Raw genomic sequence first — 20,679 nt, forward strand, 5'->3', positions numbered from 1 at the left:
CTTCATGAAAAACCGAAACATTTTGCTATGCGTAAGCGGAGGAATTGCCGTTTATAAAGCTTCCGCACTCACGAGCAAGCTGGTTCAGGCCGGCGCAAACGTCAAAGTGATTATGACTGAGTCCGCGCGTGAGTTTGTTTCTCCGCTGACATTTCAGGCGCTGAGCCGGAATGAAGTATATACAGATACATTTAATGAACAAAATCCGAAGGTGATTTCTCATATTGATGCCGCTGACTGGGCGGATTTAATTATTGTCGCGCCCGCTACGGCAAATATCATCGGCAAGCTTGCCAACGGAATTGCTGACGATATGCTCACAACGACGGTGCTGGCGGCTGAGGCCCCGGTCTGGGTGGCGCCTGCGATGAATGTCCATATGTATGATCATCCGGCGGTGAAACGGAACATCTCTGTGCTTTATCAGGACGGGGTCCGCTTTATCGAACCGAGTGAAGGCTATTTGGCATGCGGATATGTCGGCAAAGGAAGGCTGGAGGAGCCGGAGCTTATTGTTGAGCGTGTCAGAGAGCATTTTAAGGAGCCTGAAAACGATGCGCCGCTGAAAGGAAAACATATTGTCATTACAGCCGGTCCGACGCGCGAAGCCGTGGACCCTGTCCGCTTCTTCACAAATAAATCCACCGGCAAAATGGGCTACGCCGCTGCTGAAGCCGCTGTCCGTCTCGGGGCGCGGGTGACGCTGATTTCAGGCCCGGTGTCAATAGAGCCGCCAGTCGGGCTGTATCAGTTTCTTCCTGTGCAATCGGCAGCCGATATGAGAGAAGCCGTGCTTTCTGTGTTTGATTCATGCGACATGGTGATTAAGACGGCGGCCGTGGCCGATTTTACGCCGGCGGCTGTTTCTGATCACAAAATGAAGAAGAAAGACGGTTCGCTCGTGATCGAATTCAACCGTACGGCAGACATACTGAAAGAACTCGGCGAACGGAAAACACACCAGCTGCTGGTCGGTTTTGCGGCTGAAACGCAAGACGTCGAACGCTATGCGCGCAGAAAACTCGAACAGAAAAACCTTGATATGATCGTTGCGAATGATGTGAAAGCAGAAGGGGCCGGATTTGGCACGGATACGAATGTCGTCACCTTCTATTTCCGGGACGGAAGAAAACGGGAGCTTGCGCTTATGTCTAAACTTGACGTTTCCTTTGAAATGCTGAAGGAAATGACCGCTTTGAAAGCCGAGGACCGAAAACCCGTATGAATGTAGCAGAAGTCATTGTCGATGTCAGCTCCAAAAACATTGACAGACCCTTTGATTACAAAATTCCCGATCATTTAAAAGGGATGATCGAAGTCGGCATGCGGGTGATTGTCCCGTTTGGCCCGCGCAAGCTTCAAGGATTTGTGACCGGTTTGAAAGATTCGTCTGAATTAAACGGCGGCTCAATGAAGGAAGTCGAGAAGCTTCTTGATTTGACGCCCGTTCTGACTGAGGAACTGATGCAGCTGTCTTCATGGCTTTCTGACAAAACGCTGTCGTTTAAAATCACGGCGCTTCAGGCAATGCTGCCCGCCGCACTGAAGGCGAAGTACGAGAAAGAGCTGAAAGTCGTTGACGAAGAAGCGCTGACACCGGACATCAAACAGCTTTTCAGGAATCAAAAAAGTCTTCTGTACTCGGATATTACCGATGAAAGCATTCTTTCGTCACTTCAAAAATTCGTGCGCAAAGGAAGCATTGATGTCACATATAAAGTCGCCCAAAAAACGAATAAAAAAATGATCCGCATGATCGAAGCGGGGGCGGACAAAGAAGAACTCGCCCGGCACGCAGATTCATTGACAAAGCAGGCTTCTAAACAGCTCGCCGTGCTTACTTATTTTATCGGCGGGGGAGCAAAGATTTCCGCGGCCGAGCTTTGCAAAAAGACCGATTCCAGTTCCGCGACGCTGAAAACGCTTCTTAAAAAGGGGCTTCTTACGGAAAGCTTTGAGGAGGTTTACCGCGATCCTTATCAGGACAGAATGTTCAAAAAAACAGAGCCGCTCTCTCTTACAGAAGAGCAGCAGGCCGCTTTTGAGCCGATTAAACAAGCTGTAGCCGATCATGTCCATCATGTCTTTCTGCTTCACGGCGTCACAGGAAGCGGCAAAACGGAAATTTACCTGCAATCCATTGAAAAAGTGCTGGCAAAAGGACAAGAAGCCATCGTGCTCGTTCCGGAAATCTCGTTGACACCGCAAATGGTCAACCGTTTTAAAGGCCGTTTCGGCTCACAGGTTGCGGTCATGCACAGCGGATTATCCACAGGTGAAAAATACGATGAATGGCGGAAGATTCAGCGCAAGGAAGTCCGGCTTGTCGTCGGAGCCAGATCGGCCATCTTTGCCCCGTTTGAAAATCTCGGCATGATCATTATTGATGAAGAGCACGAATCTTCCTATAAGCAGGAGGAAATGCCGCGGTATCATGCAAAGGACGTAGCCATCCGCCGGGCCGAGCATCACAGCTGTCCGGTCGTCCTCGGGAGCGCCACGCCGACATTGGAGTCATTTGCGCGGGCGAAAAAAGGCGTTTATGAGCTGCTTCCATTAAAACATCGCGTAAATCGCCAGCTCATGCCTGACGTTTCTCTCGTTGATATGAGAGAAGAACTGAGAAACGGCAACAGATCAATGTTTTCAAGAGAACTGATGGAACAGCTGGAAGAGAAGCTTGCAAAAAAAGAGCAGGCCGTCCTTTTTCTGAATAAACGGGGGTATTCCTCGTTTGTGATGTGCCGGGACTGCGGTTATGTGCCGCAATGTCCGCATTGCGACATTTCGATGACTTATCACCGCTACGGACAAAGGCTGAAATGCCATTACTGCGGCCATGAGGAACCTGTCCCGGGAACATGCCCGGAATGCGGCAGCGAACATATCCGCTTTTTCGGCACGGGAACGCAGCGTGTGGAGGAGGAGCTTACCAAAGTGCTGCCTCAGGCGCGCGTGATCAGGATGGATGTGGACACCACTTCAAGAAAAGGCGCCCATGAAAAACTGTTGTCAGCGTTCGGTGAAGGGAAGGCGGATATCCTGCTCGGTACGCAAATGATCGCAAAAGGGCTTGATTTTCCGAACGTGACGCTCGTCGGAGTATTAAGCGCAGATACGACGCTTCACATCCCTGATTTCAGGGCCGCGGAGAAGACATTCCAGCTGCTGACGCAGGTAAGCGGCCGGGCCGGGCGGCATGAAAAGCCGGGAACGGTGGTCATTCAAACGTATACACCGTCTCATTACAGCATTCAGCTGACGAAAACGCACGACTATGAAACTTTTTTTCAGCAGGAAATGGCGCACAGACGGGCCCAGTCATACCCGCCTTATTATTACGTGGCGCTGGTGACCGTTTCTCATGAAGAAGCGGCAAAAGCCGCGGTCACCGCAGAAAAGATTACAAACTATTTAAGAGCGGGATGCGGGCCTGATACGAAAATTCTCGGGCCGGCGGCTTCCCCGATCGCCAGGATCAAAGATAGATATCGCTATCAATGCGTGATAAAATACAGACAGGAAAACGAGTTGCAGATTCAGTTGAAAAAGATACTGGAGCACTATAAACGCGACATTGCGCAAAAGCATGTCATGATTTCAATCGATATGAATCCGTACATGCTAATGTAACATTAGTTTTTGGAGGGCAAAATTTTGGCTGTGAAAAAAATCGTCACACACCCGGCGGAGGTTCTGGAAACACCCGCTGATGAAGTGACAGTGTTTGATAAAAAATTAAAAAAATTGCTTGACGATATGTACGATACGATGCTCGAAATGGATGGCGTCGGCCTCGCCGCGCCGCAAATCGGCATTTTAAAAAGAGCGGCCGTCGTGGACATCGGTGAAGAAAGCGGCCGGATCGACCTTGTAAATCCGGTTATTCTTGAAAAGAGCGGTGAACAGACCGGAGTCGAGGGCTGCTTAAGCTTTCCCGGGGTTTACGGGGATGTCACCCGCCCGGATTACGTAAAGGTAAAAGCCTATGACCGTAAAGGAAAACCGTTTATTTTAGAAGCGGAGGGTTTTTTGGCCAGAGCCGTTCAGCATGAAATGGATCATTTAGACGGCATTTTATTCACATCAAAAATTACGGCTTACTACACTGAAGAAGAACTGGCAGAAATGGAAGGATGATTGGATGACAAGGATCGTTTTTATGGGAACGCCCGATTTTTCAGTTCCCGTCCTGCGCACGCTTATTGAAGACGGGTATGAAGTGGTTGGTGTCGTTACGCAGCCTGACCGCCCGAAAGGCAGAAAAAAAATCATGACGCCCCCTCCTGTTAAGGCTGAAGCTGAACGTCACGGCATTCCCGTGCTTCAGCCCGAAAAAGTAAGGCTCGAAGAAGAAATAGAAAAAGTGCTCAGCCTGAAGCCGGACCTGATTGTTACGGCGGCATTCGGACAGATCCTGCCCAAGCAGCTGCTGGACGGCCCGAAATACGGCTGTATCAACGTACACGCGTCACTATTGCCTGAATTAAGAGGCGGAGCGCCGATACATTATTCGATTCTCCAAGGCAAGAAGAAAACGGGCGTGACAATCATGTATATGGTTGAAAAGCTTGATGCGGGCGATATGATTTCGAAAATCGAAGTGGAAATTGATGAAACGGATAACGTCGGCACGCTTCACGACAAATTAAGCATAGCGGGGGCAAAGCTTTTGTCAGAGACCGTCCCGAACGTCATTTCCGGAAATATTAAACCGATCAAACAGGACGAATCAAAAGCGACTTACGCGCCTAACATTAAGCGTGAGCAGGAGCGGATTGATTGGGCAAAGCCCGGAGAAGAGATCTACAACCAGATCAGAGGTTTAAACCCTTGGCCTGTCGCCTATACAACTTTGAACGGTCAAAATATGAAAGTATGGGCTTCTGAAAAAGTTGCGGCAAAAACTGAAGCTGCGCCCGGAACAGTCATCCGCACGGAGCAAAACGGCATTGTCGTCGCATCAGGAAACAGCACCGCCCTTTTAATCACAGAGCTGCAGCCGGCGGGAAAAAAACGGATGAAGGGCGAAGATTTTGTAAGAGGCAAAAATGTGCAGCCCGGTGACGTGTTAGGAGAAGCAAATGAAGAAAATTAATGTCCGGGAGCTCGCCCTTGAAGCGCTTGAGAAGCTTGAGCAAAATCAGGCATACAGCAACCTGCTTCTTACATCGGTTATCAAAACGAACACGCTCAGCGATCAGGACAGAGGACTGCTGACAGAGCTTGTCTACGGAACACTGCAAAATAAAATCGCCTTAGACTACATGCTGAAGCCTTTTATCCGCAAGCCGAATAAAGTGAAGCCATGGGTGATTCAGCTGCTTCGTCTGTCCGCGTATCAAATGGAGTATTTAGAAAAAATACCGGATCGCGCCGCCATTCATGAAGCGGTTGAGATCGCCAAAAAACGCGGGCATAAGGGCATTGCGTCCTTTGTCAACGGCATCCTCCGCTCCCTGCAGCGTGAAGGGGCGCCGTCATTCGCTGAAATTGAAGACCCGGTTCTCCGTCTTTCCACAGAGACAAGCCATCCCGAGTGGCTCGTAAAAGAGTGGGTCGAGGCGTACGGCTTTGAGGCAGCTGAAAAGATCTGCCGGATTCATCTCATTCCGCCGAAGCAGACGCTCCGTGTCAATCACATAAAGAGCGACAGGGAAACGGTGCTGAATGAGATGGAGAATGCCGGTCTTGAAGCTGAAGCCGGAGACCTTTCTCCTGATGCGATTAAGCTTTTAAAAGGAAGCATCGCGAACACGGCATTTTTCCAAAACGGCCGGGTATCCATACAGGATGAAAGCTCAATGCTTGTCGCGCGGGCGCTGGACCCGAAGCCGGGCGAAACCGTTTTAGACGCATGCGCCGCACCGGGCGGAAAGTCGGCTCACATTGCGGAACTGATGGAGAACGAGGGGAGCCTCACATCGCTTGATCTTCACCGCCATAAAGTGAAGCTGATTAAAGAGGGCGCAGAACGGCTCGGGCTTACGATCATCGACGCGCAAACGATGGATGCGCGAAAAGCGGGAGAGGCCTTTGGCGCAGAACGGTTTGACCGTGTTCTCGTTGATGCCCCTTGCTCAGGTTTCGGCGTCATCAGAAGAAAACCCGATATGAAATATACGAAGACGCCGGAGGACAGCAGACGGCTGTCAGAAATCCAGCTCGGCATTTTAAGGGAAATCGCCCCATTAGTAAAAAAAGGTGGCACACTCGTATACAGTACGTGTACAATGGACCGGACAGAAAATGAAGAAGTTATGCATGCGTTTATACAAGAACACCCTGAGTTTGAACCCGATTTGTCTCTTGAAAAGCGGCTGCCTGAAAAGGCGAGACCCTTTGTTCAGGATGGAAGCCTTCAAATTCTTCCGCATTATTTCGGAACAGACGGTTTCTTTATTAGCAGCATGAGAAAGAAGGGATAAAAAATGACACAATTAAAAAAGACAAGCGTACGGAAAGAGCTGCGGACTGAGCAGCCGTCCATTTACTCTTTTGAATTAGATGAAATCAAACAATGGCTGACCGAGAATGGCGAAAAGCCGTTCCGCGCAGCACAGATTTTTGAATGGCTTTATGAGAAGCGGGTTTCTTCATTTGATGAAATGACAAACCTCTCAAAAAGCCTGCGTGAAAAACTCGAGAGCAATTTTGTGCTGACAACGCTGAAAACGGCTGTAAAACAGACATCTCAAGACGGCACGATGAAATTTTTATTTGAGCTTCATGACGGTTATACGATCGAAACGGTTTTAATGAGACACGAGTATGGTAATTCTGTATGTGTAACGACACAGGTCGGCTGCCGGATCGGCTGCACATTTTGCGCGTCAACGCTCGGCGGACTGAAACGGAATCTTGAAGCGGGAGAAATCGTCGCTCAAGTCGTGAAAGTGCAAAAGGCGCTTGATGAAACGGATGAACGCGTCAGCTCAGTCGTCATCATGGGAATCGGAGAGCCGTTTGATAATTTCAATGAAATGCTCGCTTTCTTAAAAATCATTAACCACGATAAAGGGCTGAACATCGGAGCGCGTCATATCACAGTTTCCACCAGCGGAATCATTCCGAAGATTTACGATTTCGCCGATCAAAAAATGCAGATCAATTTCGCGATTTCTCTGCATGCTCCGAATACGGAAATCAGAAGCCGTCTGATGCCGATTAACAAAGCCTATAAGCTTCCTGACCTTATGGAGGCCGTCAAATATTACATCGAGAAAACAGGCAGACGGATCAGCTTTGAATACGGGCTGTTCGGTGGCGTAAATGATCAGGTCGAACATGCAGAAGAGCTTGCAGAACTGTTAAAAGACGTGAAATGCCATGTCAATTTAATTCCGGTAAACTATGTGCCTGAACGGGATTACGTCCGCACACCGAGAGATCAGATTTTCGCATTCGAAAAAACGTTAAAATCCCGCGGTGTAAATGTCACGATCAGAAGAGAGCAAGGCCATGACATTGACGCGGCCTGCGGTCAGCTTCGCGCGAAGGAGCGTCAAGACGAGACGAGGTGAAGAGGTTGATTACAGCCTTGAAAACAGATACAGGTAAAGTCCGCCGGCATAATGAAGATGCGGCGGGCATTTTCACAAAAGAAGACGCGGTGCTTGCGGTTGTCGCCGACGGCATGGGCGGTCATCTTGCCGGAGATGTAGCGAGCAGGATGGCGGTTGCGGCGATGGAAGAGCAGTGGAACCGGACCGAAACGGTTCCTTCTCTGCCGTCTGCTTGCGAGGATTGGCTGAAAGACCGGATTCATGAGGCGAATGTCAAAGTACATGACCACGCTAAAGCGAATGAAGAATGCCGGGGAATGGGCACCACTGTTGTTTGCGCCTTATTCACCGGGAAGTTTGTCACTGTGGCTCATATCGGTGACAGCCGGTGCTACCTGCTTCAAGAGGGGGAATTCACTCAGCTGACTGAAGACCATTCGCTTGTGAATGAGCTGGTCAAGACGGGGGAAATTTCGAAAGAGGACGCCGAGCACCATCCGCGGAAAAATGTATTGACGAGAGCGCTGGGGACAGATGAAACCATCAGTCCCGACGCCCGTTCTTTTGAACTGTCTGACGGCGATCAGCTGCTTTTATGCTCTGACGGACTGTCAAATAAAATAGAAGATCACGAGATCAAACAAATGCTTCAAGCCGAATCTGATCCTCAGGAAAAAGTAGACCTTCTCATCAGCAAAGCGAATCAAAACGGCGGCGAAGATAACATCACGGCTGTGTTGATTGAGTTTTCCGCAGATGCAAAAGAGGGTGAAGACAAGTGCTAACCGGCAAGCGGATCAGCGGGCGTTATCATATCCTTCGGCCCATTGGCGGCGGCGGAATGGCAAACGTTTTTTTAGCTGAGGACATCATTCTCGAACGTGAAGTCGCAATTAAAATTCTGCGGTTTGACTTTGTGAATGACATTGATTTTATCAGGCGTTTCAGAAGAGAAGCACAGTCGGCATCAAGCCTCGATCATCCGAATATCGTCAGTATTTACGATATCGGGGAGGAAGGCGATATTTATTACATTGTCATGGAATATGTGGAAGGCATGACATTAAAGGAATACATAAAAGCACACGGACCGCTTCATCCGAAAGAAGCGCTGTCCGTTATGGAGCAGATCGTCTCGGCCATCGCCCATGCCCATCAAAACCATATCGTGCACCGGGATATTAAACCGCACAATATATTGATAGATCATTTAGGGCATATCAAGGTGACGGATTTCGGCATCGCCACAGCGCTTACGTCTACGACAATCACACATACGAATTCTGTGCTGGGCTCGGTTCATTATTTGTCTCCGGAGCAGGCGAGAGGCGGTCTGGCAACGAAAAAATCAGATATTTACGCGCTCGGCATCGTGCTGTTTGAGCTTTTAACAGGTAAAATCCCTTTTGACGGAGAATCAGCCGTCAGCATAGCGCTAAAGCATCTGCAAACAGAAACGCCTTCCGCCAGAAAGTGGAACCCTTCCATTCCGCAGAGCGTCGAAAACATTATTTTAAAGGCAACCGCTAAAGACCCGTTTCACCGCTATGAAAGCGCCGAGGACATGGAAGCGGACATCAGAACGGCTTTTGACGCCGGCAGGCTGAATGAACAAAAATTTTCCGTGCAGGATGATGAGGAAATGACAAAAGCCATTCCCGTTATTACTGACGGCGCAAAAGCCGCACCTCAGGCGGAAACGCCGGGGGAGACGGATGATAAGGAACAGCAGCCCGCCAAAAAGAAAAAACGGAAATGGCCGTGGGTTTTGCTGGCCGTCTGTTTCATTTTCATTATGGCGGCTGTTCTTGCGGTCACCGTGTTCCCGTCTTTGTTTATGCCTAAAGATGTAAGCGTCCCCGACGTACGGGGCATGAAGTACGAAAAAGCGGAAGCCCTGCTTGAAAAGAACGGGCTCCGGGCGGATCCTGATATAACGGATATTGAAGATGAAAAAATAGAAGAGGAATTAATGGTCAAAACGGACCCAAAAGCGGGGTCTACCGTTAAAGAAGGCTCTTCTGTAAAACTGTACAAAAGCATCGGAAAACCGAAAACCCAGCTGATCGACGTGAAAGGGCGGCAGATCGGCGACGCAAAAAAAGCGCTGAAGGAAAAAGGCTTCAAACATGTCAATGTCAAAGAAGAGAACGATGACAGCGAGGCCGGCACCGTAATTGATCAGAACCCGTCAGCCGGCACCGACATGGTCGCAAGCGACGATGAAGTCAATCTAACGGTCAGCCTCGGCCCGGCGGACGTTACGCTGAGGGACTTAAAGACTTACAGCAAAGAAGCGGCTTCAGGGTATCTTGAAGATAACGGCCTGCAGCTTGTTGAAAAACAAGCCCATTCAGATGACGTGCCGGAAGGACAAGTCATGAAGCAAGAGCCGGCAGCCGGCACTGCGGTTAAGCCGGGAAGTAATGTTGAAGTGACGTTCTCGCTCGGACCTGAAGAAAAACCGGCGAAAACGGTAAAAGAAAAAATCAGCATTCCTTACGAACCCGAACATGAAGGGGACGAGCTTGAAGTGCAAATCGCCATCGATGATAAGGACCACAGCATCTCTGATACGTATGACTCATTTAAAATAAAAGAGCCGACTGAAAAAACAATCGAACTGAAGATTGATCAGGGACAGAAGGGGTATTATCAAGTGATGGTCGATCATAAAGTCGTCAGCTACAAAACGATTGAATACCCGAAAGATAATGACTGACAAGGAGGGACCCTATGCCTGAGGGCAAAATTATAAAAGCGTTAAGCGGATTCTATTATGTCTTGGATGAATCACAGGACAAGATCATTCAATGCAGGGGCCGGGGCATTTTCAGAAAAAATAAAATAACGCCCCTGGTCGGCGATTATGCCGTTTATCAGGCTGAAAATGATAAAGAAGGCTACCTGCTGGAAATCAAAGAACGAACAAACGAGCTGATCAGGCCGCCGATTTCAAATGTCGATCAGGCCGTTCTTGTCTTTTCTGCCGTTCAGCCGGCGTTCAGCACGTCTTTATTGGACCGTTTTCTCGTCCTTGTGGAAGTCAACGGCATTCACCCGATCATCTGCATAACCAAAATGGACTTAGCTGCAGACGGGGAATCGAAAGAGGCGATACTTTCTTACGTGAAAGACTATCAGGCGATCGGTTATGACGTATATGTGACGTCATCAAAAGAAAACAGCGGCTTAACAGGCATTGTGAAACACTTCGAGAACAAAACAACGGTGTTTGCCGGTCAGTCCGGAGTCGGAAAATCTTCGCTTTTAAATGCGATCAGCCCGGAGCTTGAGCTGAAAACAAACGAGATTTCCACGCATTTGGGACGCGGAAAACATACGACGCGCCATGTGGAGCTCATTCATACATCAGGCGGTCTGGTGGCGGATACTCCGGGATTCAGTTCGCTTGAATTTACCGGCATTGAGGAAGAAGAGCTGGGCAGCACGTTCCCTGAGATCAGAGAAATAAGCGCCTCTTGCAAATTCAGAGGCTGTCTGCATCTTAAAGAGCCGAAATGCGCGGTAAAGCAAGCGGTGGAAGAAGGAGAGATTCAGCCGTACCGCTATGAGCATTACAAAGAATTTATGCAGGAAATAAAAGAGAGAAAGCCGAGGTATTAATATGATTAAGGTTGCGCCATCAATTCTTTCCGCCGATTTTGCTTCACTGGGCGAGGAAATTAAAGACGTGGAAAAAGGAGGGGCGGACTATATCCATATTGATGTCATGGATGGCCATTTCGTCCCTAACATTACAATCGGGCCGCTTATCGTTGAAGCCGTCCGTCCGGTGACTGATCTGCCGCTGGATGTCCATCTTATGATTGAAAACCCGGACCGCTACATCCCGGCATTCGCAAAAGCCGGTGCGGACATCCTTTCCGTTCATGCTGAAGCGTGTCCGCATCTTCACCGGACCATTCAATTGATAAAAGAGCAGGGAGTAAAAGCGGGAGTTGTGCTCAATCCGCATACGCCCGTCCAAACGATTGAACATGTGATCGAGGAGCTTGACCTTGTGCTGTTAATGACGGTTAACCCCGGTTTTGGCGGACAGCGCTTCATTCATTCGGTTCTGCCGAAAATCCGTCAGGTCAAACAGCTGGCTGAGGAGAAAGGCCTGTCTGAGCTTTTAATCGAAGTGGACGGAGGCGTTAATAAAGAAACAGCCCCTTTATGCACTGAAGCGGGCGCCAATCTGCTTGTTGCCGGGTCTGCCGTATATAATCAGCCGGATCGGAAAAAAGCCATTGCTGACATCCGAAACGCGTAATAAACATGCTGAAAAAGAGCCCGGTGAAAGCCGCCGGCTCTTTTCGCGTCTAAGAGAGAGGAAAACATATGAAGACAATCAATATCGTTGCGGGCGGCCCGCGGGAGCTTATTCCCGATCTATCCGAATACACTGACGGAGATACGACGTGGGTCGGAGTCGATAAAGGGACGGTTGCTCTTTTGGAAGCCGGAATCATTCCGCAGGAAGCTTTCGGTGATTTTGACAGCATTACGGAAGAGGAGCTCATGCAGATTCAAAAAGCGGCGCCGGCCCTCCATGTGTATCAGGCGGAAAAAGATTATACCGATCTTGAACTCGCCCTTGACTGGGCTTTACAAAAAGAACCGGAAACCATTCGGATATTCGGTGTGACGGGCGGAAGAGCCGATCACTTTTTAGGGAACATCCAGCTGCTGTATAAAGCCTTACATAAGAATACCGATGTCGTGCTGATCGACCGGCAGAATGACATTCAGATGTTCGGGCCCGGCCGTTATACAATTGAAGAAAAAGCGCGCAGACGCTATATTTCTTTCATTCCGTTTACGGAAGCGGCAGACGGCCTGACACTCGACGGTTTTAAATATCCCCTTGATAATTGTCATATTCCTCTGGGTTCCACACTATGTATTAGTAACGAACTCATTCATTCACGAGGTACTTTTTCGTTTGCAAAAGGCATATTAATAATGGTAAGGAGCGCGGATTAGAAAAGCGGCTTCTGCCATATGCGGAAAAAACCATGAATCCTAAAGTGATGAACGCAGCGGATACGGGACTTATAGGAGGGGACAAAATGAAATTTTATACCATTAAATTGCCGAAGTTTTTAGGAGGAATTGTCCGGGCGATGCTGGGCTCATTTAGAAAAGAGTAAGCCCAAGAAGCTGAAATTGCCCTCTTTGAACGCATAAAAAACGCCTGCCGCATAAAAGGGCAGGCGTTCATTTTTGCTTATACACGCTCAACTTTACCGGATTTTAAAGCCCGGGCAGATACATACACTTTTTTAGGTTTGCCGTCAACAAGGATGCGGACCTTTTGAAGGTTGGCGCCCCAAGTACGCTTAGAAGCGTTCATTGCGTGAGAACGGTTGTTTCCGGCTTTTGTTTTTTTACCTGTAATAAAACATTTACGTGCCATTTGTTTCCCTCCTAACTGCGCGAAACATCTTTTCAAACATAGTGTCTCAGATGCTTTCGTTATACAATACTTTAAATAATTTACCACAGCTAAAAACCGTTTGCAACTATTGTTTCCCTTACTTTCAAGAAAAATCACTTGACATGTAAAACCAATCACATTTCCGCGCTGAAGGCCGCTGTCTGTATCTTTTCTTTTCATAATGGGATACATATAGTAGAATAATGATAACTCTATGCATCTGAAGGAGGAACCTGTGTGTCCATTGAAATGAAGACAAAATACGGACAGATTGATATATCCAACGAAGTCATCGCAATGGTTGCCGGAGGCGCTGCCATTGACTGTTACGGAATAGTGGGGATGGCCTCAAAAAACCAGATTAAAGACGGTTTGTCTGAAATCCTCCGGAGAGAGAACTTCGCAAAAGGCGTACATGTCCGTCAGGAAGCCGAACAAATACATATCGACATGTACATTATTGTCAGCTACGGCACTAAAATATCCGAAGTAGCCCACAATGTTCAGACGAAGGTAAAATACACAGTAAATCAAACAATCGGACTTGCAGTTGATTCTGTAAATATTTATGTCCAAGGCGTACGAGTAACGAACCCGTAGTGAGGAGGATGAGTATTGTCTAGACGAAACTTAGATGGGAGAGCTTTTGCGGCAATGATTCTGGCGGGGGCTGAGACATTGTCTCAAAACGCGTCCGCGGTGGATGCGCTGAACGTGTTTCCCGTGCCTGACGGCGATACCGGAACAAATATGAATTTATCGATGTCATCCGGTGCAAGAGAGGTAGAGCACATTGACTCACCCGACATCGGCAAAGTCGGCATCGCCCTGTCAAAAGGCCTGCTTATGGGGGCGAGAGGAAACTCAGGGGTGATCTTGTCCCAATTGTTCAGAGGTTTCACAAAGAGCATTGAAAACAAAAACCAAATAGACGCCCAAGAATTTGCCGCAGCACTCCAAGCGGGAGTGGATATGGCATATAAGGCGGTCATGAAACCGGTTGAAGGAACGATTTTAACCGTGGCCAAGGATGCGGCTAAAAAAGCGGTCGCCTCGGCCAAAGAAGAAACCGATATTATTTCGGTCATGGAGGCCGTTATTGAAGAAGCGGAAGCGTCGCTGAACCGCACGCCGGATCTGCTTCCTGTTTTAAAGGACGTCGGTGTCGTTGACAGCGGCGGAAAAGGTCTGCTTTGTGTATATGAAGGCTTTTTGGCTGCTTTAAAAGGAGAGGCCGTACCGAAAAAAGCGGTTCTTCCGGCACTCGATGATATGGTGAATGCCGAGCATCATAAAAGCGCGCAGAGCATGCTGAGTACAGAAGACATTGAATTCGGATTTTGTACGGAAGTGATGGTGAGGCTGGATCAAGATAAACGGACGTTCAAGGAAGAGACGTTCAGAAACGAACTGAGCCGTTTCGGCGATTCATTGCTGGTCGTGGCTGATGATACGCTTGCGAAAGTTCATATTCATGCCGAAGAACCAGGGAACGTACTCAATCTCGCACAGCGTTACGGCGATTTGATTAAAATTAAAATTGAAAACATGAGGGAACAGCATACTTCAATCATCAGCCAAGAACATGATGAAAAAAAGCCGGCCGGCGTTATGAAAGAAGCCCGCAAGCCTTTTGGCATCGTGACTGTGGCAATGGGAGAGGGCATTTCTGAATTGTTTACGAGCATCGGCGCTTCACACGTAATCGAAGGCGGCCAGACAATGAATCCGAGCACGGAAGATATTGTTGAAGCCGTTCAGTCTGTCAATGCGGAGACGGTTTTCATTCTTCCGAACAATTCCAATATTGTGATGGCTGCCAATCAGGCGGCGAGCGTGGCTGAAGAAAATGTCATTGTCATTCCGGCAAAAACGGTCCCTCAAGGCATGACTGCCCTGCTTGCGTTTAACCCTGACCAGCCGGCTGACGTAAATGAAGCTAATATGCTTGAGGCCATCCGGAATGTGAAAAGCGGACAGGTGACATATTCAGTCAGAGACACCCATATCGACGGCAAAGATATTAAAAAAGGTGATTTTATCGGCATTTTAAACAGTTCAATTATCGGCAGCGCCGAAGATCGGATAAGTGCGGCGAAATTGCTGCTGGATGAAATGATCGGGGAAGAAGATGAAATCGTCACCATTTTGTACGGAGAGGACGCGCCCGAAGAAGAAGCTGAGAAACTCGCTGAGTATATTGCAAGCGTCTGTGAAGATATCGAGGTTGAAATCCATAACGGCAGACAGCCTCTGTATCCATATATATTTGCGGCAGAATAGAAGGGCTTATCAGGCCCTTCTATTCTTATGCCTTTATTTACCTGCGGCAGTGCGGCAGTGTGCCTGCTTGCCAATTGAGAAATGTTCAATTAGTCTAAAGAAAAGCGCTGAATGAAGTGATGTTAAGGAGGAGCAAACCAGCATGAAGTATAGAAGCGTTTTTGATATTATCGGCCCGGTAATGATCGGTCCGTCCAGTTCACATACCGCAGGCGCCGCCCGGATCGGCAGAGTGGCCAGAAGCTTATTCAGGCGGGAGCCCCGCCGGATCGTTGTGTCTTTTTACGGATCATTTGCGGAGACGTATAAGGGTCACGGCACTGATGTCGCGATTATCGGCGGCCTGCTTGATTTTGATACATTTGATGAGCGGATTAAAACAGCGATTCAAATTGCGGAAGAGAAGGGCATATATGTAGAGTTCCGTACAGAGGATGCCGTGCCCGTTCATCCGAATACAGCGCGCATCGTCATTTCTGATGATGAGGGAGAGCTTGCCCTTACCGGTATTTCCATCGGCGGCGGAAAAATAGAAATCACGGAGCTCAACGGCTTTGAGCTGCGTTTGTCCGGAAACCATCCGGCTATTTTAGTCGTTCACAATGATAAATTCGGCACGATTGCAGGCGTTGCCAATGTGCTTGCGAAATTCTCCATCAACGTCGGACATATGGAAGTGGCGCGTAAGGACGTCGGCCAGCTTGCGCTGATGACGATTGAGGTCGATCAGAATATTGAAGAAGAAGTGCTTGACGAGCTTTCAACACTTCCTAATATTATACAGGTTACTAAGATAGCTGACTAAAAAGTCAGGAGGAAAATGACATGTTTCGTAATGTAAAAGAATTAATAGAAATCACTCAAGAAAAACAAATTCCGATTTCGGAAGTGATGATCACCCAAGAGATGGAAGTGACGCAAAAAACGCGGGAAGAAATCTTTCAAGGAATGGAGCGCAATCTCTCCGTCATGGAAGCAGCTGTTGAAAAAGGGCTGAAGGGCGTCACGAGTCAGACCGGTTTAACAGGCGGAGATGCCGTGAAACTTCAGGCATACATCCAATCTGGAAGAAGCCTGTCGGGCAATCTGATTTTAGACGCCGTTTCTAAAGCTGTGGCGACAAATGAAGTCAATGCGGCGATGGGAACGATCTGCGCTACACCGACTGCCGGCTCTGCCGGGGTCGTGCCGGGAACGTTATTCGCCGTAAAGCATAAGCTGCACCCTACGACAGAACAAATGATCCGTTTTCTGTTTACAGCCGGCGCGTTCGGTTTTGTCGTAGCAAATAATGCGAGTATTTCAGGAGCGGCAGGAGGCTGTCAGGCGGAAGTCGGGTCAGCATCAGGCATGGCAGCGGCTGCGATTGTGGAAATGGCGGGCGGAACGCCTCAGCAATCAGCGGAAGCAATGGCGATTACACTGAAAAATATGCTCGGTCTCGTATGTGACCCGGTCGCCGGATTGGTAGAAGTGCCGTGTGTCAAACGAAACGCAATGGGAGCATCCAACGCAATGATCGCGGCGGATATGGCGCTGGCCGGGATTACAAGCCGCATTCCTTGCGATGAGGTGATTGACGCGATGTACAAAATCGGCCAGACAATGCCGACAGCACTGCGTGAAACGGGACAAGGCGGTTTAGCCGCGACACCGACGGGAAGAGAATTAGAGAAAAAAATTTTCGGAGGAGCGCTGAAATCAAGTGACACACCATCAGCAAACTAGTATAGCGGAAATTAAGGGCATTGGGCCGGAAACAGAAAAAACATTGCACGAACTTGGTATCTATGACATTTCTGATCTTCTGAATTATTTCCCTTACCGTTATGACGACTATGAGCTGAGGGATTTAGAAGAAGTAAAACATGAAGAAAGAGTGACGGTAGAAGGGAAGGTTCATTCAGAACCTTCTCTTACCTATTACGGCAAAAAACGAAACAGGCTGACATTCAGAGTGCTTGTCGGCAATTATTTAATTACCGCGGTCTGCTTTAACCGTCCCTACTTAAAAAAGAAACTGACGTTAGGTTCTGTCGTCACGATATCAGGGAAATGGGATAAACACAGACAGACCGTTTCCGTGCAGGAATTAAAAAACGGTCCTCATCAAGAAGATAAAAGCATTGAGCCTGTTTATTCTGTTAAAGAAAACGTCACCGTAAAAATGATGAGACGGTTTATTAAGGAAGCGCTGCAGCATCATTTGGACAGTGCGGCCGATCCGCTTCCTGAAAAATTGAGAATCCGCTACAAGCTGCCTGATTACAAACATGCCCTGCAGACGATGCATCAGCCTGAAACGAGGGAATCGTTACAGCAGGCAAGACGCCGGTTTGTTTACGAGGAATTCTTATTATTTCAGCTGAAAATGCAGGCGTTCCGTAAAGCGGAAAGGGAACAGTCAAAAGGCATCAGCCATGTGTTTCCGGCTGAAAAACTCGCCGCTTTCACAGACAGCCTGCCGTTTTCGCTCACGACCGCACAGACGCGTGTGCTTCGGGAAATTACCGCTGATATGACATCCCCTTACCGAATGAACCGTCTGCTGCAAGGTGATGTCGGATCAGGGAAAACGGCCGTCGCCGCCATCGCTTTGTACGCTGCGATTTTGTCGGGGTATCAGGGGGCATTAATGGTGCCGACTGAAATTTTGGCCGAACAGCATGCAGATTCTCTCGTATCGTTGTTTGCAAATGAAGATGTAAATATCGCGCTTTTGACGAGTTCTGTCAAAGGAAAGCGGCGCAGGGAGCTTTTGGAGCGGCTTGCTCTCGGAGAGATTGATATTTTAGTAGGGACCCATGCTTTAATCCAGGATGAAGTGGAATTCAAAGCGCTGAGCCTTGTTATTACGGACGAGCAGCACCGGTTCGGGGTCGAACAGCGCAAAAAACTCAAGAATAAAGGTCAGGATCCGGATGTGCTGTTTATGACAGCCACCCCGATTCCGAGAACGCTGGCCATTACCGTCTTCGGAGAAATGGATGTTTCCGTGATAGATGAAATGCCCGCGGGGCGAAAACAAATCGAAACGTATTGGGTAAAACACGACATGCTGGAGCGGATTTTGGCTTTTATAGAAAAAGAGCTGAAGCAGGGAAGGCAAGCCTATGTTATCTGCCCGCTCATTGAAGAGTCGGATAAACTGGATGTACAGAATGCGATTGACGTATATAACATGCTGTCTGACGTTTACCGCGGTAAATGGAATGTCGGCCTGATGCACGGGAAGCTCCATTCTGATGAAAAAGATCAGGTGATGAGAGAATTCAGCGCCAATCAATGTCAGGTACTTGTGTCAACAACCGTCGTAGAAGTCGGGGTGAACGTGCCGAATGCGACGATTATGGTCATCTATGACGCCGACCGTTTCGGATTATCTCAGCTCCATCAGCTCCGCGGCCGGGTCGGGCGGGGAGACCACCAATCTTTCTGCATCTTGATGGCAGATCCGAAATCCGAAACCGGGAAGGAACGGATGAGAATCATGTCGGAGACAAACGACGGCTTCGAGCTGTCTGAAAAGGACCTTGAACTGCGCGGCCCCGGTGATTTCTTCGGAAAAAAACAGAGCGGTATGCCCGAGTTCAAGGTGGCGGATATGGTTCATGACTACAGAGCTTTGGAAACGGCCCGCCAGGATGCGGCCAATCTGGTGTCTTCAGAGGCGTTTTGGAAAGATGACGAATACCGCATGCTGCGCGGTCAATTACTTTCAAGCGGCGTCCTGGAAGGGGAGAAATTAAGCTGATTCTGCAAAATTCGGCGGCTTTCAAAAAACAATCATTGCATTCCAAACTATGAGATTATATACTACTATTAGTACCTAGTCTTAATTGTCCGGATGGTGTTTACAGATGAGAAGAAGCAAGAAAGAACGCCAAAAATTATTGCAGCAGACGATCAAATCGACACCCTTCATCACAGATGAAGAATTAGCGGGGAAATTCGGCGTCAGCATTCAGACGATCCGTTTAGACCGCTTAGAGCTCTCAATACCGGAGCTGAGGGAAAGAATTAAAAACGTGGCAGAACAAACGCTTGATGATGAAGTGAAATCACTGTCTTTAGACGAAGTGATCGGTGAAATTATTGATCTGGAGCTTGACGGCCAGGCCATTTCCATATTAGAAGTAAGACGCGAACATGTCTTCAGCCGCAATCAAATTGCGCGGGGTCATCATTTGTTTGCGCAGGCGAACTCACTCGCCGTAGCCGTCATTGATGATGAGCTGGCGCTGACCGCAAGCGCAAATATCCGCTTTACAAGACAGGTGAAAGAAGGCGAGCGCGTCGTTGCGAAAGCCAAAGTGACGGCAGTCGAAAAAGAAAAAGGCAGAACGGTAGTTGAAGTCAACAGCTATGTGGGAGAAGAAGTCGTGTTCTCCGGCAGCTTTGACATGTACCGTTCAAAACAATCATAAAGGTGGAGCATGCATGAGAATAGCTGTAGATGCAATGGGGGGCGACAACGCACCCAAAGCTGTTATTGACGGAGTAATGAAGAGTATTGAGGCATTTGACGATCTTCATATTACGCTGGTCGGTGACAAGACAACGATAGAATCACACTTGCCAACAACATCAGACCGCATCACTGTGTTGCACGCCGATGAAGTGATTGAACCGACGGATGAACCGGTCCGCGCCGTACGCAGAAAGAAAAACTCTTCTATGGTGCTGATGGCGCAGGAAGTGGCTGAAAACAGAGCGGACGCCTGCATCTCAGCGGGGAATACGGGCGCACTCATGACAGCGGGACTGTTTATCGTCGGCAGAATTAAAGGAATCGACCGGCCTGCGCTTGCCCCGACGCTTCCGACCGTTTCAGGCGACGGTTTCCTTCTTTTGGACGTGGGAGCCAATGTAGATGCCAAACCGGAGCATCTCGTCCAGTACGGAATTATGGGATCTGTATATGCCCGGCAGGTTCTCGGAATCAGCTCGCCCCGCGTCGGATTGTTAAATGTCGGCACGGAAGAAAAGAAAGGAAACGACCTGACAAAAAAGACGTTTGAACTATTAAAAGAAACAAACGTGAATTTTGTCGGAAACGTTGAGGCGAGAGACTTGCTCGAAGGAGCTGCTGACGTCATCGTCACAGACGGCTTTACGGGCAACGTCACGTTGAAAACATTGGAAGGTTCAGCGTTATCGATTTTCAAAATGCTGAAAGATACACTGACTTCAAGTTTTGTTTCTAAGCTCGCAGCTGGAGTGCTGAAGCCGAAGCTGATGGAAATGAAACTGAAAATGGACTATTCTGAGTACGGCGGGGCGAGTCTTTTCGGTTTGAAAGCGCCCGTCGTTAAAGCGCACGGCTCTTCTGACGCACGCGCTGTTTACCATGCGCTGCGCCAGGCGAGAGAAATGGTCAGCCAAAACGTGGCCGCATTTATAGAAGAAGAAGTAAAAGAAGAAAAAACAGATGAGTAGTCTGGA

20 protein-coding genes are annotated in these 20,679 nt (G+C 48.6%); 19 read left to right on the top strand and 1 reads right to left on the bottom strand.

Annotated elements, in window-relative coordinates; all coding sequences use genetic code 11:
- The first annotated feature begins 4 nt into the window (after positions 1–4).
- From coaBC to spoVM, 12 genes are all read left to right on the top strand, one after another.
- Positions 5–1,225: a bifunctional phosphopantothenoylcysteine decarboxylase/phosphopantothenate--cysteine ligase CoaBC gene (gene coaBC, locus NSQ37_RS13760; protein WP_100001421.1), complete on the top strand. Its 1,221-nt coding sequence runs from the start codon at positions 5–7 to the stop codon at positions 1,223–1,225.
- The gene (gene priA / locus NSQ37_RS13765; protein WP_039063083.1) at positions 1,222–3,633 is read left to right on the top strand and encodes a primosomal protein N'; all 2,412 of its coding nucleotides are present in this window, start codon (positions 1,222–1,224) and stop codon (positions 3,631–3,633) included. The genes coaBC and priA overlap by 4 nt, the downstream gene beginning before the upstream one ends.
- 24 nt (positions 3,634–3,657) lie before the next feature.
- Positions 3,658–4,140: a peptide deformylase gene (def, locus tag NSQ37_RS13770; RefSeq protein WP_012117530.1), complete on the top strand. Its 483-nt coding sequence runs from the start codon at positions 3,658–3,660 to the stop codon at positions 4,138–4,140.
- Between the two features lie 4 nt (positions 4,141–4,144).
- Complete coding sequence (fmt, locus tag NSQ37_RS13775; RefSeq protein ID WP_012117531.1) at positions 4,145–5,098, top strand: methionyl-tRNA formyltransferase; 954 nt, start codon at positions 4,145–4,147, stop codon at positions 5,096–5,098.
- Positions 5,085–6,428 (top strand): 16S rRNA (cytosine(967)-C(5))-methyltransferase RsmB, encoded by a 1,344-nt coding sequence (rsmB, locus tag NSQ37_RS13780; RefSeq protein ID WP_043021074.1) that lies wholly within the window; start codon positions 5,085–5,087, stop codon positions 6,426–6,428. Before fmt ends, rsmB begins: the two co-directional genes overlap by 14 nt.
- Before the next feature lie 3 nt (positions 6,429–6,431).
- Positions 6,432–7,523 carry a 23S rRNA (adenine(2503)-C(2))-methyltransferase RlmN gene (gene rlmN, locus NSQ37_RS13785; RefSeq protein ID WP_003154339.1) on the top strand — a complete coding sequence of 364 codons (1,092 nt, stop codon included), beginning with the start codon at positions 6,432–6,434 and terminating at the stop codon, positions 7,521–7,523.
- Between the two features lie 5 nt (positions 7,524–7,528).
- On the top strand, positions 7,529–8,290 hold the full coding sequence (locus tag NSQ37_RS13790; RefSeq protein ID WP_007409750.1) for a Stp1/IreP family PP2C-type Ser/Thr phosphatase: 762 nt from the start codon (positions 7,529–7,531) through the stop codon (positions 8,288–8,290).
- Positions 8,284–10,227 (top strand): Stk1 family PASTA domain-containing Ser/Thr kinase, encoded by a 1,944-nt coding sequence (gene pknB, locus NSQ37_RS13795; RefSeq protein ID WP_341123948.1) that lies wholly within the window; start codon positions 8,284–8,286, stop codon positions 10,225–10,227. Before NSQ37_RS13790 ends, pknB begins: the two co-directional genes overlap by 7 nt.
- A 14-nt stretch (positions 10,228–10,241) precedes the next feature.
- Positions 10,242–11,132 (top strand): ribosome small subunit-dependent GTPase A, encoded by an 891-nt coding sequence (gene rsgA / locus NSQ37_RS13800; RefSeq protein ID WP_100001429.1) that lies wholly within the window; start codon positions 10,242–10,244, stop codon positions 11,130–11,132.
- Between the two features lies 1 nt (position 11,133).
- Positions 11,134–11,784, top strand: coding sequence for a ribulose-phosphate 3-epimerase (gene rpe, locus NSQ37_RS13805; protein WP_100001431.1), 651 nt, complete (start codon positions 11,134–11,136; stop codon positions 11,782–11,784).
- Positions 11,785–11,852: 68 nt separating this feature from the next.
- Complete coding sequence (locus NSQ37_RS13810) at positions 11,853–12,497, top strand: thiamine diphosphokinase (protein ID WP_100001433.1); 645 nt, start codon at positions 11,853–11,855, stop codon at positions 12,495–12,497.
- Between the two features lie 86 nt (positions 12,498–12,583).
- Positions 12,584–12,664, top strand: a complete 81-nt coding sequence (spoVM, locus tag NSQ37_RS13815; RefSeq protein WP_003154329.1) for a stage V sporulation protein SpoVM — start codon at positions 12,584–12,586, stop codon at positions 12,662–12,664.
- Between the two features lie 77 nt (positions 12,665–12,741).
- Here spoVM and rpmB read toward each other — a convergent pair whose 3' ends face one another.
- Positions 12,742–12,930: a 50S ribosomal protein L28 gene (gene rpmB / locus NSQ37_RS13820; protein ID WP_003154328.1), complete on the bottom strand. Its 189-nt coding sequence runs from the start codon at positions 12,928–12,930 to the stop codon at positions 12,742–12,744.
- A 258-nt stretch (positions 12,931–13,188) separates the two neighbouring features.
- Here rpmB and NSQ37_RS13825 point away from each other — a divergent pair, with 258 nt between their 5' ends.
- The 7 genes from NSQ37_RS13825 to plsX all read left to right on the top strand — a co-directional run bounded on the left by NSQ37_RS13825 (position 13,189) and on the right by plsX (position 20,673).
- Positions 13,189–13,551, top strand: coding sequence for an Asp23/Gls24 family envelope stress response protein (locus tag NSQ37_RS13825; protein WP_003154327.1), 363 nt, complete (start codon positions 13,189–13,191; stop codon positions 13,549–13,551).
- Between the two features lie 15 nt (positions 13,552–13,566).
- The gene (locus NSQ37_RS13830) at positions 13,567–15,234 is read left to right on the top strand and encodes a DAK2 domain-containing protein (RefSeq protein WP_022553356.1); all 1,668 of its coding nucleotides are present in this window, start codon (positions 13,567–13,569) and stop codon (positions 15,232–15,234) included.
- A 142-nt stretch (positions 15,235–15,376) separates the two neighbouring features.
- Entirely contained in the window at positions 15,377–16,039 is a 663-nt protein-coding gene (sdaAB, locus tag NSQ37_RS13835) for an L-serine ammonia-lyase, iron-sulfur-dependent subunit beta (protein WP_003154325.1), read from the top strand.
- 20 nt (positions 16,040–16,059) lie between these two features.
- Positions 16,060–16,962: an L-serine ammonia-lyase, iron-sulfur-dependent, subunit alpha gene (gene sdaAA / locus NSQ37_RS13840; RefSeq protein WP_012117539.1), complete on the top strand. Its 903-nt coding sequence runs from the start codon at positions 16,060–16,062 to the stop codon at positions 16,960–16,962.
- A complete protein-coding gene (recG, locus tag NSQ37_RS13845; protein WP_012117540.1) occupies positions 16,940–18,988 on the top strand; it encodes an ATP-dependent DNA helicase RecG in 2,049 nt (682 codons plus the stop codon). The genes sdaAA and recG overlap by 23 nt, the downstream gene beginning before the upstream one ends.
- A 106-nt stretch (positions 18,989–19,094) precedes the next feature.
- Entirely contained in the window at positions 19,095–19,661 is a 567-nt protein-coding gene (gene fapR, locus NSQ37_RS13850; RefSeq protein ID WP_003154320.1) for a transcription factor FapR, read from the top strand.
- Positions 19,662–19,674: 13 nt separating this feature from the next.
- Positions 19,675–20,673, top strand: coding sequence for a phosphate acyltransferase PlsX (gene plsX / locus NSQ37_RS13855; protein ID WP_007409758.1), 999 nt, complete (start codon positions 19,675–19,677; stop codon positions 20,671–20,673).
- Positions 20,674–20,679 lie beyond the last annotated feature (6 nt).

The organism is Bacillus sp. FSL P4-0334, assembly GCF_038004825.1.
Lineage (GTDB): Bacteria > Bacillota > Bacilli > Bacillales > Bacillaceae > Bacillus > Bacillus velezensis.

What these genes read in the sequence shown, in the direction of transcription:
- spoVM (WP_003154329.1), top strand. Translation starts at nt 12,584, where the DNA reads ATGAAATTTTATACCATTAAATTGCCGAAGTTTTTAGGAGGAATTGTC.
- fapR (WP_003154320.1), top strand. Translation starts at nt 19,095, where the DNA reads ATGAGAAGAAGCAAGAAAGAACGCCAAAAATTATTGCAGCAGACGATC.
- rlmN (WP_003154339.1), top strand. Translation starts at nt 6,432, where the DNA reads ATGACACAATTAAAAAAGACAAGCGTACGGAAAGAGCTGCGGACTGAG.
- sdaAA (WP_012117539.1), top strand. Translation starts at nt 16,060, where the DNA reads ATGTTTCGTAATGTAAAAGAATTAATAGAAATCACTCAAGAAAAACAA.
- rpmB (WP_003154328.1), bottom strand. Translation starts at nt 12,930, where the DNA reads ATGGCACGTAAATGTTTTATTACAGGTAAAAAAACAAAAGCCGGAAAC.
- rsmB (WP_043021074.1), top strand. Translation starts at nt 5,085, where the DNA reads ATGAAGAAAATTAATGTCCGGGAGCTCGCCCTTGAAGCGCTTGAGAAG.
- fmt (WP_012117531.1), top strand. Translation starts at nt 4,145, where the DNA reads ATGACAAGGATCGTTTTTATGGGAACGCCCGATTTTTCAGTTCCCGTC.
- sdaAB (WP_003154325.1), top strand. Translation starts at nt 15,377, where the DNA reads ATGAAGTATAGAAGCGTTTTTGATATTATCGGCCCGGTAATGATCGGT.
- NSQ37_RS13810 (WP_100001433.1), top strand. Translation starts at nt 11,853, where the DNA reads ATGAAGACAATCAATATCGTTGCGGGCGGCCCGCGGGAGCTTATTCCC.
- priA (WP_039063083.1), top strand. Translation starts at nt 1,222, where the DNA reads ATGAATGTAGCAGAAGTCATTGTCGATGTCAGCTCCAAAAACATTGAC.
- coaBC (WP_100001421.1), top strand. Translation starts at nt 5, where the DNA reads ATGAAAAACCGAAACATTTTGCTATGCGTAAGCGGAGGAATTGCCGTT.
- rpe (WP_100001431.1), top strand. Translation starts at nt 11,134, where the DNA reads ATGATTAAGGTTGCGCCATCAATTCTTTCCGCCGATTTTGCTTCACTG.
- rsgA (WP_100001429.1), top strand. Translation starts at nt 10,242, where the DNA reads ATGCCTGAGGGCAAAATTATAAAAGCGTTAAGCGGATTCTATTATGTC.
- plsX (WP_007409758.1), top strand. Translation starts at nt 19,675, where the DNA reads ATGAGAATAGCTGTAGATGCAATGGGGGGCGACAACGCACCCAAAGCT.